Below are 15,477 nucleotides of genomic sequence, written 5' to 3'. Positions count from 1 at the left end.
CACGCGGCAGTGTTGTCGGCACCTCGCGAGGCACGCCAGGCAGCACACAGGCAGCAAGCGGCCGGCGTAGCCTCGCAAGGTCGACGGCGAGCGGAGGCACTTCGCACCAGCGCCGTCGGCGCGAGCCACACCCTGCGAGCCCCCCGCCCTTCAGCTCGGCGTGCAGCGTGCCTGCGGCCCCTCGATCGCTGGCGCCAAACGTAGCGACGCCCTGAGGGCGTCCCCCTCCGAGACTGGACAGGGCGTAGTGCCCGGGTTCAGAGGGAGCGACGATGGAGAAGGAGTTTCAGCGGTGGACGGCGCGCCGCAAGGTCGAGCTGCTGCTGCAGCTGATCAAGGGGGAGACGACGCTCGTCGACGCCTGCCGGCAGCACGATCTCACGCAGTCCGAGGTCGAGGGCTGGATGGCGCTGTTCCTCAAGTCCGGCGCGCGCGGGCTCAAGGCGCGGGCGGACGACGAGCAGGCGGTCCATGAGCGCGAGGTCCGCGAGCTGCGGGCGAAGGTCGGCGAGCTGGTCCTGGAGCTCGACGCGCGAAAAACGTTGGACGCCCGCACCGCCAAACCCGACAAAGCGATCGAGCCAGTCCGCGACGACGCGGAAGGCATGGTCGCGGCTCGCGAAGCGCTGGAGCCACACGCACGCCTGCTTCAAGGTCAGGAAGAAACGCTCGATCATGCCGTGCTGCTGCGGGGTGTCCGGGGTGATGTACTCCTGGGACAGCCGGTAGCGGCGTGCCACTGCGACGAAGACCTTGGCGCCGAAGACGAGGCCGTTGTCGCTGCGCAGCACGAGGCCCGGCGACGTGGCGTCGATCCGGCGCGCGCGCAGCGCCTCCTCGAGGGCCGCCGCCGCGACCGCGGCGATGCCCGAGCGGGACAGCCGCCCGCCGACGATCGTGCGGTCGTAGCAGTCGATGATCGCCGTGAGGTGACACCACCCGTCGCGGCCGCAGAAGAGATGTGTCGTGTCGATCGCCCAGCGCTCGTTTGGCCGCGTGGCCCGCGACACCCAGCCCTGCGCCCGCGGCCGATGCCCCGGCGGGCGTTGGCGGACCTGCCACTGATTGAGCCGCAGGATGCGGTGGATCTTCTTGGGGTTCACCGGCGTCGCGGCCGCGCGCCGCACCCGGGCCGTGATCATCCGCAGCCCGGCTGCCGGCTCAGCCTCGATGATGGCGCGAATCGTCGCTTCCACCTCTCGGTCGACGACGGGCGCCGCCGGCGCCGCCGCCGGGGCGGGCGGTAGTAGAAGGTCGACCGCGGCACGCCGAACCAGCGGCAGAGCTGCGTGATCGACCCGCGGTGGCCTTCGTCCTGCCTGAGGCCCTGCACCGTCAGAAGGCTTTGTCGGGTTTGGCGGTGCGGGCGTCCAACGTTTTTCGCGCGTCGAGCTCCAGGACCAGCTCGCCGACCTTCGCCCGCAGCTCGCGGACCTCGCGCTCATGGACCGCCTGCTCGTCGTCCGCCCGCGCCTTGAGCCCGCGCGCGCCGGACTTGAGGAACAGCGCCATCCAGCCCTCGACCTCGGACTGCGTGAGATCGTGCTGCCGGCAGGCGTCGACGAGCGTCGTCTCCCCCTTGATCAGCTGCAGCAGCAGCTCGACCTTGCGGCGCGCCGTCCACCGCTGAAACTCCTTCTCCATCGTCGCTCCCTCTGAACCCGGGCACTACGCCCTGTCCAGTCTCGGAGGGGGACGCCCTCACGGAGCCGCAGCAGTCAACTAACCCAGCCTCCAGCGAACCCGGGACGGTTCAGCGTGCGGTAGAGCGCGCCGGTGACGCCGAGGCGTGGAAGCGTGAGCGTCTCGTCGAGCCCTTCGCGCAGCGACGCGGCGGCGCCCGGGTGGGTGCGCTCGAGCCCGTCGGCGAGCTGGGTGAGCCGCCGCTTGGCCAGCGCCGCATCGGGCAGCCCGTACGCCTCGGTCATGGCGCGGCGGATGCGCGGCCGGAGCGCCTCGGGCAGATGCTCAAGGACGTTGCGAAGCTTGTGCACTTGGCAGCGCTGGACGACGGCGAGGGCGCCCATGGACTCGCGGAGCGCTTTACGCAGCCCGGTCCCGCCGTCGATCACGAACAGCGTGGGCCGATCGAGGTCGAGCCCGCGCTCGCGGAGGTCGGCCAGCAGCGCCTTGCAGACCGTGGCGTTCTCCGTCGTGCCTTCGCGCAGGGCCAAGGTGTGCTTGGCCCCGTGCGCGTCCAGACCCACCGCCAAGAGGATCACGTGCCGCGGAAGTGCAGGCCGTCGATGAGCACGACGCGAATGTCGAGGCCGTCGAGCGGCGCGGCGAGCCAGGTCGCGACCCGAGCGCGCGTGAGGGCGACAAAGCGGCGGGAGACGGCACTCTTCGACACCGCCTGCGCCGGGACGCCCGCGGGCAGCGGGTCGAGCGTGCGGCGATATTCTCCGCGTCGCGACGCCGACGGCGATCGTCTCGAGCGTGTGGGCACGAGCGGGTCGCGGCGCTGGCGTAGGCGAAGCTCGGCAACGTGAGCTCCTCCCGCCACGCTGCGGGCGCGCAGACGCGGCAGCACGATGCGGCGCCCGCCCAGGACGACTTCACTCGGCACGCTGCCCCCGCGGTACGCCTGGCGCGCGGGGTTCGGCACGTGCTTCGGCCCGCAGAGCAGCTCGCGGTCGTGCTCCATCATCGCCTCGAACACCTGCTGGCCGGCGGTGAGGCAGAGCCCGAAGAAGGCCGTCTTCGCATCGGCGAGGACGGCGAGCAGCGGCAGCGGCACCTGGACCGCGACGGCGCGCGAGGCTTCCCCCGCGCGCGTTCCTGTGCGACTTCTCGGCATGGCGGCTTCCTTTCGTACGGTTGTGGTGACCCCGTCCCTTATCGGACGGCGAAAGGAGCCGCCGCTTTTTTTCAGCGGGTCAGCTCAACAGGATCCGGGACATCCCCCCGAGGGCGTATCGCGAGCAGTTAGTGGCCTGACCTGTACGAAACCGAGGGGGACACCACAGTCGCTCGTCACCAGCTTCGCAGTGTTGTCCCAGAAGACGGCGAGACCGACGGTCCAGACTTCGGTCGACACCTTCGCCAACTCGACCACGCCGGTCGTGTCCTGCGGGGCACCGTGGTACGGACCTGAGGCATGGAGCGTGCCGGCTCTCGCGTCGAACTCGAGCAGGAAGACGACGGCCGCTGGATTGCGGACGTCGTGGACGTTGCGGGGACGCTCGCCTACGGGGCGACGCGCGACGAGGCGCTCGATGCTGCCGCCGCGTTGCTCGTTCAGGTGCTCGCCGACCGCCTCGCGCACGGCGAGCGGATTCCCGATCTCGGTCGGCGCCTCTTGGCGGCGTGAGCACCTGAGGCGCCACGAAGGCCCGCAGCCTTCTTGGCCGCGCTCCAGCGCATCGGATGGCGTGTGAAATGCGCCGCGGGCGGCTCGCACCGGGTGCTGGAGCGTCCGGGATGGGATGACGTCGTCTTCGCGTTCCACGACGACGACGAGATCGGCCCCAAGATGCTCGCCCGGGTCGCCAAGAAGACGGGGCTTCGCCCGGAAGACGTGTAACGCCGCCGCGATCGAGGAGGGGCGGCGCCGCACGAGGGGAGACGGGACTCGGACGACGCCGCCCAGGGCACCGAGGCCCGGGGGACGAGGTCGGCCTGGAAGACAGTCGGCGGCTTCCGCAAGATGCGCTACCGGGGCCCATCCCGCGTCAAGCTCCACGGCTACCTCGTCGCCACCGCCCACACCTCCTGCGGCTCGCCAAACTGCCTCCGGCGGCGGCGTAGGCGGGGCGCGAGGAGCCGGCGACACCGGCCCGGCGGCGCTGCTCTCGACCCCGACGATCTCGATGATCGCCTGCCGCGGCCTGGCGCACGTACGCTTCGGGTGGCCGCTTCCTCAACACGCTTGCGAGCGGCGGTGGTTCGCCGGCGGGGGCAGCTCCCCGACAACCCCTTGGTGTCCGCGGCACCAAGGGCCTTTCACTTCCCCACCGAGCGCGGCACGCGGCGTGCTCACGGAGCAGGAGGTCCCATGAACCTGGTCCTGCTCCTCGTCGTGCTCCTGCTCCTCGTCGGCGCGCTCCCGACCTGGCCCTACAGCCAGGGATGGGGCTACTACCCGAGCGGCGGCCTCGGTCTCGTGCTGCTGATCGTGCTGATCATGGCGCTCATGCGCACGACCTGACGCGGCGGCGCGGCGCGGTTCTTCCGTCCCGATCTACAGAACGCCGCGGCGGCGGGCGAGTCGCATTCCGCCCGCCCCTCGCGCTATGTCCGCTCGAGCCGCCCCACCAGGGCACCGACGGAGGACCCCGACCGATGAGCAACGACGCGCACCTGCGCCCGCAGGGTGACGGCGAGCAGCCGCTGTACGACACCGAGATCCCCACCCCCACGCATGGCGAGCGGGCCCGCACGCTGGCCGCCGCCATCCCGACCGGCACGCTGTGCACGATCGCGAAGGAGCCGGCGGGTGCGCCGTACGGGTCGCTGGTGACGTTCGCGATGGACGGGCCGAACCCGGTCTTCTTCATCAGCGAGCTCGCCGAGCACACGAAGAACCTGCGCGCGGACCCGCGCTCGTCGCTGCTCGTCGCCGAGAGCGGCGACGGCGACCCGCTGGCGAAGGGCCGCGTGACGCTGCTCGGCACCGCGCGCGTCCTCGACGCCACCGAGCGCGACGCCGCGCGTGACGCCTACCTCGCGCGCCACCCGAACGCGTCCTACTACATCGACTACTCCGACTTCGCCTTCTGGAAGCTCGACGTCGAGAGCGTGCGCTACATCGGCGGCTACGGGCGCATGTCGTGGGTCGAGGTCGCGGACTGGCGCGGCGGCGAGCCCGACCCGATCGCGCCGCACGCGATCGCGATCATCGAGCACATGAACGAGGACCACGTCGACGCGATGGTGACGTTCTGTCAGGCGCTCACGCGGGCCACCGACACCACCGCCGCCACCATGACCGGCGTCGACCGCTACGGCTTCGAGATGTCCGCCCAGACCGGCCGCGGCCCGCGCCCGATCCGTCTGCCGTTCTCCGCACCCATCGCGACCCCCGACGACGCACGCCGCGAGATGGTCGCGCTCGTGCGCCGCGCCCGCGAGACGCTGGCGAAGGCCGCGCCGCCCTCGGCTTGACTCCCCGGCCAGGCTCGGCGACACCGGCGTCATCTTTTCGGTGTTGCCGGCTGGCCGGCCGCACGGGGAGCGAGGCCGCGTGGACCCGACCGTACTCGACGCCGACCGCATCGACCTCTCGGACATCGACTTCTGGGCCCGGCCCTGGGCCGAGCGCGACACCGCCTTCACCACGCTGCGCCGCGACCGTCCGCTGGCCTTCTTCGAGGAGCCGGACATCCCGGGCATCGTCCGCGGCCGCGGCTACTACGCCGTCACGCGCCACGCCGACATCCTCGAGATCAGCCGCCGCCCCGAGGACTTCTGCTCGAGCCTCGGCGCGACCTCGATCCCCGACCTGCCCGCCGAGATGAACGAGTTCTACGGCTCGATGATCAACATGGACGACCCGCGCCACCAGCGCCTGCGCGGCATCGTCTCGCGGCGCTTCACGCCGAAGATGGTCCAGCGCGCGATGGACGACGTCGAGCGCATCGCGATCCAGGTGATCGACGACGTCATCCGGCGCGGCGAGGCCGAGTTCGTCGCCGAGATCGCGGCGCGGCTGCCGCTCATCGTCATCTGCAACCTGATGGGCATCCGCCCGGAGCACCATCGGCTGGTCTTCGAGCAGTCGAACATCATCCTCTCCGGCGGCGACCCCGAGTTCATCCCCGAGGGCACCGACCCGATCGCGGCGTTCATGCAGGCCGGCTTCGTGCTGGCCGAGGTCGTACGCGAGCTCGCGCAGCACCTGACGAAGCACCCCGGCGAGGACCTCACCTCGGCGCTCGTCAACACGGCGCTCGACGGCGAGCGCCTCACGGACGACGAGGTCGCGTCGTTCTTCATCCTGCTCGCCGTCGCGGGCAACGAGACGACGCGCACCGCGATCAGCCACGGCCTGGTCGCCCTCCGCGACCATCCGGAGCAGCGACGCCTCTGGGCGTCGGACTTCGACGCGGTGGCGCCGACGGCGGTCGAGGAGATCGTGCGCTGGGCGACGCCGGTGATCTTCATGCGCCGCACCGTCACCCACGACCTCGAGCTCTCCGGCCATGCGCTGCGCGAGGGCGACAAGCTCGCGCTCTTCTACAACTCCGCCAACCGCGACGAGGCGGTCTTCACCGATCCGTTCCGCTTCGACGTCCGTCGCGACCCGAACCCGCACGTCGGCTTCGGCGGCCCCGGCCCGCACTTCTGCCTCGGCGCCCACCTCGCACGGCGCGAGATCGCGGTCATGTTCCGCGAGCTGTTCCGCCGCCTGCCCGACCTCGAGATCACCGGCGAGCCGGCCCAGCTGCGCTCGGGATTCATCAACGGCATCAAGCGGATGCCGGTCCGCTTTACGCCGGGTGCCGTCTCCGCCGCCTGATCCCCATCGCGCCCCTCTTGACGCCGTTCGCCGGTTGGGCGAAGAGACGGCGAACTGAGGCGAAGAGGAGGCGATGATGCTGGTTCAGGAGATGCGGGGTCACGAGGAGACGGGCACCTTCGGCGGGCTGTCCGGCGAGGAGTGGCTCCTCGTGGTGAACGGCTGGGCGACGCGGCGGTCGGTCCGCGTCACGGCGGTGCGGACGAACGGCGACGAGCTGACCTTCTGCGTGCGGTCGGGGATGGGCATCGACCACGTGCTCCATCTCTCGCGCCGCTTCATGGGCGACGCGGGGCCGGGCGCGCGGCACCGGGCAGTCGACGCAGCGATGACGCGGCTCGCCCGCGTGCGGGCGTCGGAGAACCTGATTCTCTGAGCGGGCTCAGGCGCGCACGGCGCTCGCAGCGTCCTCCTCGGCGAGGCGCACGGGCGTCGTGAGCGCCGGCCGCCGGCCCTGGATCGGGACATAGAACGCACGGATCACGGCCATGTCCGCGCCGACGTCGCCGGTGGGAATGACCGCCGGCCCGATGCCGCCGACGCGGCGGCGATAGTCGAGGAAGGTGCAGAGGATCGGCACCTCGGCGGCGCGGGCGATGTGGTAGAAGCCCGATTTCCAGTGCGCCGCGCGGCTGCGCGTGCCCGAGGGCGGCACGACGAGCATCAGACGATCGGCCTTCCGCAGGCGCTCCGCCGCCTGGCTCACCATGCCGCCGGGCGCACGACGGTCGACCGGGATACCGCCGAGCCAGCGCATCAGCCCGCCGAACGGCCAGCGGAACAGCTCGCGTTTGCCGAGCCAGGCCGGTCGCACGCCGAGCACCCAGGCGACGGCCAGCATGAACGGCAGGTCCCAATTCGAGGTGTGCGGCGCGGCGATGAGGACGGCGCGCGGCAGGTGCGGCAGCCGCCCCTCGACGCGCCAGCGGAACAGGCGGAGCCAGAGCGCGCCGGCAGCGCGCGCGAGACCACTCGGGGCATCTGATGGAGCAGTGGGCATCGGGCGAGCAGCGACACCCCAGCCGGGGCCCCGAGTCAAACGAATTCGCGCGAACCGCGCTGCTCAGGTGCCGTTCGGCTGCCCGCCGCACGGATCGCCGGGCGTCGGCCGCCGGAACGGCCTGCCGTAGCCCCGGCGGGCTCCCTGCGGCCGCAGCCCGATCCGCGACCACGATGCGCGACCCGCAGGTCTCCTCCTTCAGTCGCCGAACGGCGCCATGCGCATCACCAGGCTGAACAGCGCCACCCGGTCGAGGAACGCCGCCCGCCCCGCCGGCACCGCGCGCCCCTCCGCGCGCCAGAGCGTGGCCAGCGCGCGCGACGCGCGAAGCCGCGGGTGCCGCGTGCCCACCGCGGCGACGAAGGCAGGCGCGAGCTCGCACAGACGCATGCCGAGCAGATCGAGCGCCGCCCCGGCCGACACCATCGCGCCGAGCGGATGCCGGGAGGGGTCGATGCCCGGCGTGACGTGGATGCAGACGGCGTCGGCGATCGCGCGCGCCGCGGCTTCGTCCGCGCCCGCCCGCTGCGCCACCTCGAGCGCGTGCAGCGCCCCCACCACCGCAAAGCAGCGACCCGGCGTCGGCCGCTCCAGGGTGACGTCGTGCAGCAGCGACGCCGCGAGCAGGTGCTCGACGTCGATGCGCAGGCCGTCGACCTGGGCCAGCGCGAGACCGAAGGCGGCGGTGCGCCACGAGTGCCCGACCGTGACCGGCGACACGCTCGTGCGACACGCCTCGTCGGCGGCGCGCACCAGGGCCGTGTCCGGCCAGCGCATCGTCGCGAGGTCGAAGCCGCCCGCCCCGCCGGCCGAGCGCGACCCGGAGCCGGCAGGCGGCGTAGGCCGCCGTCGTCCTCAGCACCGGGCCGAGCAGGCGCAGCCGTTCGCCGCGCGAGAGCGCCCCGCCCGTCTCGAGCCCCCAGGCGAGACTCCCGACATCCTCCGCCATGCAGGCGTCGCTAGCGCGTGCCGGCGGGCGGCGCCAGCACAACGCAGTTTTCACTTACGGGCGCCGCGAGCCGTGTGCTACGCCCGCGCGCGATGTCCGACCGCGACTTCGACGGCCCCGACACCGGGGGGCGCGCCCTTCCCCGCCGCGACTTCCTGCGCACGCTCGCCGCCGCCGGTGCGGGCGGCGTGCTCGCGTCCCTGCCCCGCCGCACGCGTGGCGAGGAGACGCCGTACACGGCGAGCTTCCCTGACGGCGTGAAGTGCGGCGACCCCGCCCCGAACGGCGCCGTGATCTGGACGCGTGTCGCGCGCCCCGCCGACGGCCGCCCGGTGCCGATCGTGTGGACGGTCGCGACCGATCCCGCGATGAACGAGGTCGTGCGCGGCGGCGTCGCCTGGGCGCGCGACGCCGCAGGGCACATGGTGAGGCTCCAGGTGCGCGGTCTCCTGCCCGACCGCTGGTACCACTACCGCTTCGACGGTCCGGGCGCCGCGAGCGGAGTCGGCAGGCTGCGCACCGCTCCGCGCCTCGGCAGCACGCCCGACCGCCTGCGCTACGCCTTCGCGAGCTGCCAGCAGCGCTCCGCCTTCTACGTCGCACATCGCGGCATCGTGCAGGAGAACGTCGACTTCCTGATGCACCTCGGCGACTACATCTACGTCTCCGACGGCGGCGACACGACGCTCGACCGCTACCGGAACCGCTGGCGCATCTTCCACTCGAACCCGCTCCTCCAGGAGCTGCACGCGGCCGTGCCGCTCGTCGCCATGTGGGACGACGGCGAGTTCTACAACGGCGTCGACCGCACCGGCCCGCCCGAGCGCCTCGCGTTCGCGAAGCAGGCGTGGTTCGAGCACATGCCCGTCGCCGGGAACCGCCACGACCGCGTCTATCGCAACTTTCGCTGGGGCAAGCTCGCCGACGTGGTCATGATCGACGTGCGCTCGTACCGCGACCCGGAGGTGCCCTCGAACGTCAGCATCGGCGGCATCATCGACGGCCAGGACTCGCGCATCCCGCCGGGGCCCGACATGTTCGACCCGCAGCGCACGACGCTCGGCGCGCGCCAGGCACAGTGGCTGCGCCGCACCCTGCGCCGCTCGCGCGGCCAGGCGACCTGGCGCTTCGTCGGCAACCCCTACAACATGAACCCGTGGAAGATCCAGGATCTCGCCGGCACGCCCGGCGCGACCCACCCGAACGAGGGCATCTACGTCTCGAACGAGGCGTGGGACGACTACCAGGCCGAGCGCCGCGCGCTCCTCACGTACATCCAGCAGCAGAGCATCCGCAACGTCGTCTTCACGAGCGGGCACACGCACATCTACCTCGCGTCGGAGCTGCAGCCCGACTTCGACGACCCGCGCTCGCCCACCGTCGCCTTCGACTTCGTCACCGGCTCCCTCACCGCCGACCCCGATCCGCGCACGATCGCCCCCGAGCCCATCCTCATCGCCGCCGAGGGCGTCATGCGCGACGCGAACACGCCGTATCTGCGCTACGTGAACCTCCTCGACCAGGGCTACGCCGTCGTCGACGCCACCCCCGAGGAGACGATCGTCGAGTTCCGCGTCCTCGACACGTTCGATGCGAACGCGACGCCGCGCACCGCCGCGAAGTTCCGCATCGTCAACGGCAGCCGGGTGCTGGAGACGCTCTTCACCGAGCGCTGACCCCCGCCCCGCGCCCGCCGCGACGCTGCGGGTCGCTACTGGGCGCCGAGGAACGCGCGCGTCCCCGGCGCCTGCGGCCGGTCGAGCACCGCGTCCGGCGGCCCCTCCTCGACCACACGGCCGTCGGCGAGCACCGCGAGCCGGTGCGCCACGCGGCGCGCGAACGCCAGCTCGTGCGTGACCACCACCATCGTCTGTCCCGCCGCGGCCAGGTCGGCGATGACGCTCAGCACCTCGCCGCGCAAACGCGGATCGAGCGCCGACGTGGGCTCGTCGAAGAGCAGCACGGCCGGCTCCATCGCGAGCGCGCGGGCGATGGCGACGCGCTGCTGCTGCCCGCCGGAGAGCGTGTGCGGCATGACGTCGACATGGCGCTCGAGCCCGACGCGGCGGAGAAGCGTCTCGGCCCGCCCGCGCGCGGCGTCGCGCGACAGACCCAGCACGCGGCGCGGCGCCTCCATGACGTTCGCGACCGCGCTCAGGTGCGGGAACAGGTGGAAGTGCTGGAACACCATGCCCACGCGCGTGCGCACGGCACGCAGCGCCGCGGCGTCGCGGCGCTCGCACATGCCGGGACGCAGCGGCAGGCCGGCGACCTCGACCGCACCCGCGTCGAAGGGCGTCAGGTAGTTGAGCGCACGCAAGAGCGTCGTCTTGCCGCCGCCCGAGCCGCCGAGGACGCCGACGACCTCGCCGCGCCCTACGACGAGGTCCACGCCGCGCAGCACCTCGCTCGATCCGAAGCGTGTGTGCAGGTCGCGCGCGACGACGACGGGCGGCGTCATGCGGGCACCGGCACGAGTCGCTGCTCGAGGCGTCGCGCGAGGTGCGCGAGCGGCAGGCTGAGGAGCAGGTAGAGCCCGGCGCACAGGAGCCCCGGCACGAGCCACGTCTGGAGGTAGACCGCGGTGATCGTCATCTGCTTCGTCAGCTCGACGACCGTGATCACCGACACGAGCGAGGTGTCCTTCAGCAGCCCGATGAAGTCGTTCGCCATCCCGGGCAGCGCCACGCGCAGCGCCTGCGGCAGGACGATGCGGCCGAACGCCTGTCCGCGCGACATGCCGAGCGCCAGCGCCGCCTCCGTCTGCCCGCGCGGGATGGCGTCGAGCCCGGCGCGGTAGAGCTCGGCCTCGTACGCAGCGTAGTTGAGGCCGAGGCCGAGCACCGCCGCGGTGAACGGATCGAGCGCGATCACCGGCGCGAGCCCGTAATAGAGCACGTAGAGCTGGAGCAGCACCGGCGTACCGCGGAGGAGCTCGACGTACGCGCCCGCGAGCGCGCGGGTGACCGGCCCGCCGTAGCGCCGCAGCACGCTGAGGACGAGGCCGCCCAGCACGGCGAGGGCCATCGACAACACCGAGATGACGACGGTGACGCCTGCCGCGCGCACGAACAGCTCGACCTGCGCCGCGGTCAGGCCCGCCGGCCCCGACGCCGCCTCGGGCGCGGCGAAGTCGCCGAGGCGCAGCTGGCGGTCGTCCCACAGCTTCCAGCGCTCGAGGATCGCACGCAGCTCGCCGTCGCGGATCATGCCCTCGAGCGCCGCGTCGAGGGCCTCGCGCAGCGCAGGCTCGCCGGGCAGCACCGCCGCGGCGTAGACCCCCTGCCCGACCGCCCCCGCGTCGCGCAGCGTCGGGCGCACGAGGCCGTAGCGGTCGGCGATGATGTGATCGAGCACGACGCCGTCGAGCCGCCCCTGCTCGAGGTCGAGGTACGGCTCCTCGGTGCCCTCGTAGAGGACCAGCTCGACCTCGGGATGCGCGGCGACGATGTCGTGCGACAGCGAGCCGCCGAGCGTGCCGACCCTACGGCCGCGGAGGTCGGCGAGCGAGCCCACGTTCGCCTCGTCCCTGCGCACGACGAGGGTCGCGTCGAAGGCGAAGTACGGCCGCGTGAACGCGACCTGGCCGCGACGGGCGGGGGTCACCTCGAGGCCGTTCAGGACGACGTCGAAGTCGCCGCGTCCCAGCGCCGGCACGAGGAGGTGCCAGTCGTTCTGCACGAACGCCGGCCGCACGCCGAGGCGGCGCGCGAGGGCGTCGGCGATCTCGACCTCGAAGCCGACGATGCGCTGCGGATCGTCGGGGTCCTGGAAGACGTATGGCTCGCCGCCCTGGAGGTCGCCGCCCCAGCGCAGCGTCTGCGTCGAACGCACCCGCGCGAGGCCGTCGTCCGCCGCGGCGCCCGCCGACCCCCCGAGCGCCACGAGCACCGTCAGCACCAGCCAGAGCACGCCCCGGGCGATCTAGCCGAGGGCCGGAACGCCGGCAACGGAAGGGCTCGCGAAAATCATCGCGCCGTGTGCTATGCCCGGCCGCCGTATGCCTCTCCGCCGCGTGATCCTCTCCGCGGTCCTCGCCGGCACGTTGGTCGCTGCGCCCGCTCGCGCGGGCGACGCCACGGGCGCCTTCGCGCCATACGAGGATCTGGTCGAGGTGGTCGCCGTCCTCACCTGGCACCTCGACGACGACGCCTACCGCTTCCCCGCCGCCAAGGACCCGACCGGCATCGCCGTCTACGGGCTGACCCTCACCCGGCTCGACAGCTGGCAGAAGCGCTACCCCGGGCGGCTGGCGGACGTGGTCGGGTTCTCCCGCGCCCAGGTGCTGGAGCGGCTGAGCGAGTTCGGGCGCGCCCGCGACGCCTACGCCGCCGTCGGGCGCATGGATTCGCCCCTCGCCGAGAAGGCGCGCACGGCGGAGGCCCGCGTCGTGCCCTTCGCCGAGGCCGCCGCGATGCCCGAGGACGGGCCCGACCTGAACGTGCAGCTCGCCAACCTGCGCGCCAAGCTCGACGCGTGGGGGAAGCTCGTCGAGCGGCACGCCGGCACGCCGTACCAGACGCTCGCGCTGGTCGAGGAGGAGCGGCTCGAGCGCATCACGGCGCGGCTCGTCGTCGAGCACCGGCAGATGCTCGAGACCGGCGACGAGACGGCGGAGCGCGCCCTGCGCTTCCTCATCGAGAAGCACGCCGAGTCGAAGAACCTGCCGGCCTACGTGCTCCGGCTCGGCGATCTCTACGCCGACATGGCGCGCGACTACGTCGAAGCCCACGACCGCCCGCTCGACTTCGCGCAGGACGAGTTCACCAGGCGCACGGACCGCGCGCTCGAGACCTACCGCAAGGTCGCCACCTGGGACGGTGCGCGCGAGAAGCCCGAGGGCCAGGCGCGCTTCGCCGCCGTCGAGAGCTGGAAGAGCGCGACGCTCGCCCGCTACCGATGATGCGCCGCCTCCCGTTCCTCGCGCTCGCGTTCGCCCTCGCCGCCGCCCCCCCGGCGCACGCCGCCACCGACATCCTCGACGACGTCTCGCAGCAGGACGCCCGCATCGCCGACGCGGTGCACCGCGCCCTCACCGCGCGTCTCGCCGGCGACGACGCCGCCACGCAGTCGGCGGTGGCCGCGATGGAGGCGTGGGACGCCCAGCGCCGGGACGCGGGCCAGCGTCGCACCGGCCTCACCGACCAGCTGCGCTTCCTCGCCGGCAGCGCCGCGACGACACGCGATCAACGGCGCAACAACCTGAACGCCGTCCTCGATGCCAAGCCCGACCCGCTCCTCGAGCGCATCGCCCGTCACCAGCTCGACTCGGAGGACGGCGCCGCGGCCGGCCACCTGCTCGACGACGATCGCCACGACCGCCGCGCCAACCTCGTCAACGACGCCATCCGCCCCCTCGGGGCCCTGACGCCGGCGACGGCGCTGGTCGCCGTGAACCCGTTCCTCATGGCCGGAAGCGCGCTCGACAGCGTCGTGACGACCGCCGTCAACCTGTGGAACTACGACCGCCTGTCGTCGCGCGAGCGCGAGGCGCTCGCCCGCTACCGCACGCTGCTCGAGCGCGACCCCCACACGCGCGACGCCCCGCAGATCGTCGCCGAGCTCCAGCGCCTCGGCGCCAAGCGCGCCGCCGCGCTGTGCGCGGACGCGGTGGACCACGTCGATGCCGCGCTCGACGCCGGCGACCTCGACGCCGCACGCTTCTACGTCGCCAGCGCGAACCAGCTCGAGGGCTGCGACGACGCGCTGCGCAAGCGGCGCGAGCGGGTCGCCACGGCGCTCGCGAAGGACGCAGCCGGACGCGAGGCGGCGGGCTGGCCCGCCAACGAGCTGCGGCTGCCGACGTCCCCCGCCGAGCAGGCCGACTGGGAACGCCTCCTGCACGCGACCGCCGGCGGCGATCCCGCCGACATGACCGCGGCGGCGCAGCGCCTGCTGGCGGCGGACGACGACGGGCCGTTGGCGCCGGGCGCCCATCTCGTCCTCGCCGTCGCACAGGCGCGCCGGGGTGATCGTCCCGGTGCCCGCGAGACGCTCGAGGACCTCGCCGGCAACGACTCCGGCTCGGCGCGCATCGCGGCGGCGGCGCTCGAGAGCCCCGAGTACGCAGGCCTCGCCGGCCTCGACGCGGCCGAGACGCGCCACTCGCGCGAGGTGGCCAAGTACGTCCTCCTCGGCGGCGTCAACGAGCGCTCGGCACTCTACGGCGCGGTGCAGATCGGCGCGCAGGGCGTCGAGGCGGCGCAGTCGTTCGGCATCCTCAACGTCGTCGGCATGGCGACGCGCGCCTGGCAGGCGTGGCGCAACGATCCGGCCTCGAACCAGGAGATCATCGACCGCGGCGAGCAGTTCCTCGCCCGCGAGCCGCGTTCGCCGGACGCGCCCGACGTCCACGCCCGCCTCTCCGACGCCTACGAGCGCGAGGGCAACTACGAGCGCGCCCTCATGCACCACCTGGCGACGCCCGAGCCGGCCGCCAAGCGAACCGACAAGCTGAAGGAGAAGCTCGCCGAGCGCCTCATGCACGACGCGGCCGACTCGCCGGCGGCGCCGCTTCTCTTCCAGGCCATCGCCGAGCAGTTCCCCGACACCGACGCCGCCGAGAAGGCCCGCGAGATATTGAAGAAGGGCCCCAGGCTCGGCGAGCTGACGCTCGACCGCGCCCTCCTGGAAGCGAACCCGGCGTTGCTCGGCCCGGGCGGTCTCGACCTGCCGCCGACGCTCCTCGACGGCAAGAACGGCAACGGCGAGCTCACCGAGCGCGGCGTCGTGCTGAACGCGCGCGGGCTGCGGCTCTACGTCTACGACGACGACGCCGAGGACGACGAGCGGGTGGAGGAGCGCCCCCTGACGCCGGAGGCCGTGGCACGGGTGCAGACGGCGGCGGAGGGCGCCCTCTATCGCCAGCTCCTCACCAAGGGCGAAAGCCGCGGCGAGGAGGTGGGGCGCTGGGAGAAGTACGTCCCGATCTACGTCCAGGGCTCGCTCGGCGAGAGCGGGGTCGCCGTGGTGCCGGGCATCAAGACGCGCCCCTATCGCTCGAGCGACAAAGGCCTCTACGAGTAGCGAGTCGATTCCAACTCGCGAAAACGCACACCGGGTGGCCTT

The 15,477-nt window shown here is 72.8% G+C and carries 17 protein-coding genes; 9 read left to right on the top strand and 8 right to left on the bottom strand.

Annotation, left to right across the window (positions count from 1 at the left end; translation table 11 throughout):
* Positions 1 to 257: 257 nt before the first annotated feature.
* The 4 genes from KIT14_18135 to KIT14_18120 all read right to left on the bottom strand — a co-directional run bounded on the left by KIT14_18135 (position 258) and on the right by KIT14_18120 (position 2,800).
* Positions 258 to 1,445 carry a transposase gene (locus tag KIT14_18135; GenBank protein ID MCW5892444.1) on the bottom strand — a complete coding sequence of 396 codons (1,188 nt, stop codon included), beginning with the start codon at positions 1,443 to 1,445 and terminating at the stop codon, positions 258 to 260.
* Positions 1,336 to 1,644: a DUF1153 domain-containing protein gene (locus KIT14_18130; GenBank protein ID MCW5892443.1), complete on the bottom strand. Its 309-nt coding sequence runs from the start codon at positions 1,642 to 1,644 to the stop codon at positions 1,336 to 1,338. Before KIT14_18130 ends, KIT14_18135 begins: the two co-directional genes overlap by 110 nt.
* A 74-nt stretch (positions 1,645 to 1,718) precedes the next feature.
* Entirely contained in the window at positions 1,719 to 2,222 is a 504-nt protein-coding gene (locus KIT14_18125) for a transposase (GenBank protein MCW5892442.1), read from the bottom strand.
* On the bottom strand, positions 2,219 to 2,800 hold the full coding sequence (locus KIT14_18120; protein ID MCW5892441.1) for a hypothetical protein: 582 nt from the start codon (positions 2,798 to 2,800) through the stop codon (positions 2,219 to 2,221). The genes KIT14_18125 and KIT14_18120 overlap by 4 nt, the downstream gene beginning before the upstream one ends.
* Positions 2,801 to 3,100: 300 nt before the next feature.
* On the opposite strand from KIT14_18120, the gene KIT14_18115 reads away from it, so the two are divergent.
* From KIT14_18115 to KIT14_18090, 6 genes are all read left to right on the top strand, one after another.
* Positions 3,101 to 3,313, top strand: coding sequence for a type II toxin-antitoxin system HicB family antitoxin (locus tag KIT14_18115; protein MCW5892440.1), 213 nt, complete (start codon positions 3,101 to 3,103; stop codon positions 3,311 to 3,313).
* Positions 3,314 to 3,346: 33 nt separating this feature from the next.
* Entirely contained in the window at positions 3,347 to 3,526 is a 180-nt protein-coding gene (locus KIT14_18110; GenBank protein MCW5892439.1) for a type II toxin-antitoxin system HicA family toxin, read from the top strand.
* A 471-nt stretch (positions 3,527 to 3,997) separates the two neighbouring features.
* Positions 3,998 to 4,150 (top strand): DUF3309 domain-containing protein, encoded by a 153-nt coding sequence (locus tag KIT14_18105; protein MCW5892438.1) that lies wholly within the window; start codon positions 3,998 to 4,000, stop codon positions 4,148 to 4,150.
* Between the two features lie 134 nt (positions 4,151 to 4,284).
* Positions 4,285 to 5,106, top strand: a complete 822-nt coding sequence (locus KIT14_18100) for a DUF2470 domain-containing protein (GenBank protein ID MCW5892437.1) — start codon at positions 4,285 to 4,287, stop codon at positions 5,104 to 5,106.
* Positions 5,107 to 5,185: 79 nt separating this feature from the next.
* Positions 5,186 to 6,460, top strand: a complete 1,275-nt coding sequence (locus KIT14_18095) for a cytochrome P450 (protein ID MCW5892436.1) — start codon at positions 5,186 to 5,188, stop codon at positions 6,458 to 6,460.
* 73 nt (positions 6,461 to 6,533) lie between these two features.
* A complete protein-coding gene (locus KIT14_18090; GenBank protein ID MCW5892435.1) occupies positions 6,534 to 6,836 on the top strand; it encodes a hypothetical protein in 303 nt (100 codons plus the stop codon).
* Positions 6,837 to 6,842: 6 nt separating this feature from the next.
* Here the strand turns inward: KIT14_18090 and KIT14_18085 are convergent, their stop codons facing one another.
* Positions 6,843 to 7,460, bottom strand: a complete 618-nt coding sequence (locus KIT14_18085; GenBank protein MCW5892434.1) for a lysophospholipid acyltransferase family protein — start codon at positions 7,458 to 7,460, stop codon at positions 6,843 to 6,845.
* A gap of 198 nt (positions 7,461 to 7,658) precedes the next feature.
* Positions 7,659 to 8,237, bottom strand: coding sequence for a phosphohydrolase (locus tag KIT14_18080; GenBank protein ID MCW5892433.1), 579 nt, complete (start codon positions 8,235 to 8,237; stop codon positions 7,659 to 7,661).
* Positions 8,238 to 8,501: 264 nt separating this feature from the next.
* Here KIT14_18080 and KIT14_18075 point away from each other — a divergent pair, with 264 nt between their 5' ends.
* The gene (locus KIT14_18075) at positions 8,502 to 10,085 is read left to right on the top strand and encodes an alkaline phosphatase D family protein (GenBank protein ID MCW5892432.1); all 1,584 of its coding nucleotides are present in this window, start codon (positions 8,502 to 8,504) and stop codon (positions 10,083 to 10,085) included.
* Between the two features lie 35 nt (positions 10,086 to 10,120).
* Here KIT14_18075 and KIT14_18070 read toward each other — a convergent pair whose 3' ends face one another.
* Entirely contained in the window at positions 10,121 to 10,870 is a 750-nt protein-coding gene (locus KIT14_18070) for an amino acid ABC transporter ATP-binding protein (GenBank protein MCW5892431.1), read from the bottom strand.
* Positions 10,867 to 12,306, bottom strand: a complete 1,440-nt coding sequence (locus KIT14_18065) for an ABC transporter permease subunit (GenBank protein MCW5892430.1) — start codon at positions 12,304 to 12,306, stop codon at positions 10,867 to 10,869. The genes KIT14_18070 and KIT14_18065 overlap by 4 nt, the downstream gene beginning before the upstream one ends.
* Before the next feature lie 118 nt (positions 12,307 to 12,424).
* Here KIT14_18065 and KIT14_18060 point away from each other — a divergent pair, with 118 nt between their 5' ends.
* Positions 12,425 to 13,312: a hypothetical protein gene (locus KIT14_18060; GenBank protein ID MCW5892429.1), complete on the top strand. Its 888-nt coding sequence runs from the start codon at positions 12,425 to 12,427 to the stop codon at positions 13,310 to 13,312.
* The gene (locus KIT14_18055) at positions 13,309 to 15,435 is read left to right on the top strand and encodes a hypothetical protein (GenBank protein MCW5892428.1); all 2,127 of its coding nucleotides are present in this window, start codon (positions 13,309 to 13,311) and stop codon (positions 15,433 to 15,435) included. Before KIT14_18060 ends, KIT14_18055 begins: the two co-directional genes overlap by 4 nt.
* The last annotated feature ends 42 nt before the right edge of the window (positions 15,436 to 15,477 follow it).

This window comes from bacterium (assembly GCA_026129405.1).
In the GTDB taxonomy this organism is placed as follows: Bacteria; Desulfobacterota; Binatia; order DP-6; family DP-6; genus JAHCID01.
Note: the sequence above shows the minus strand (reverse complement) of the source record. Positions and strands in the feature narration are given on the sequence as shown.

Coding starts and splice junctions, on each gene's coding strand:
- KIT14_18135 (MCW5892444.1), bottom strand. CDS start 1,445: ATGAGCGCGAGGTCCGCGAGCTGCGGGCGAAGGTCGGCGAGCTGGTCC.
- KIT14_18090 (MCW5892435.1), top strand. CDS start 6,534: ATGATGCTGGTTCAGGAGATGCGGGGTCACGAGGAGACGGGCACCTTC.
- KIT14_18085 (MCW5892434.1), bottom strand. CDS start 7,460: ATGCCCACTGCTCCATCAGATGCCCCGAGTGGTCTCGCGCGCGCTGCC.
- KIT14_18075 (MCW5892432.1), top strand. CDS start 8,502: ATGTCCGACCGCGACTTCGACGGCCCCGACACCGGGGGGCGCGCCCTT.
- KIT14_18130 (MCW5892443.1), bottom strand. CDS start 1,644: ATGGAGAAGGAGTTTCAGCGGTGGACGGCGCGCCGCAAGGTCGAGCTG.
- KIT14_18100 (MCW5892437.1), top strand. CDS start 4,285: ATGAGCAACGACGCGCACCTGCGCCCGCAGGGTGACGGCGAGCAGCCG.
- KIT14_18055 (MCW5892428.1), top strand. CDS start 13,309: ATGATGCGCCGCCTCCCGTTCCTCGCGCTCGCGTTCGCCCTCGCCGCC.
- KIT14_18115 (MCW5892440.1), top strand. CDS start 3,101: ATGGAGCGTGCCGGCTCTCGCGTCGAACTCGAGCAGGAAGACGACGGC.
- KIT14_18120 (MCW5892441.1), bottom strand. CDS start 2,800: ATGCCGAGAAGTCGCACAGGAACGCGCGCGGGGGAAGCCTCGCGCGCC.
- KIT14_18105 (MCW5892438.1), top strand. CDS start 3,998: ATGAACCTGGTCCTGCTCCTCGTCGTGCTCCTGCTCCTCGTCGGCGCG.
- KIT14_18080 (MCW5892433.1), bottom strand. CDS start 8,237: ATGCGCTGGCCGGACACGGCCCTGGTGCGCGCCGCCGACGAGGCGTGT.
- KIT14_18070 (MCW5892431.1), bottom strand. CDS start 10,870: ATGACGCCGCCCGTCGTCGTCGCGCGCGACCTGCACACACGCTTCGGA.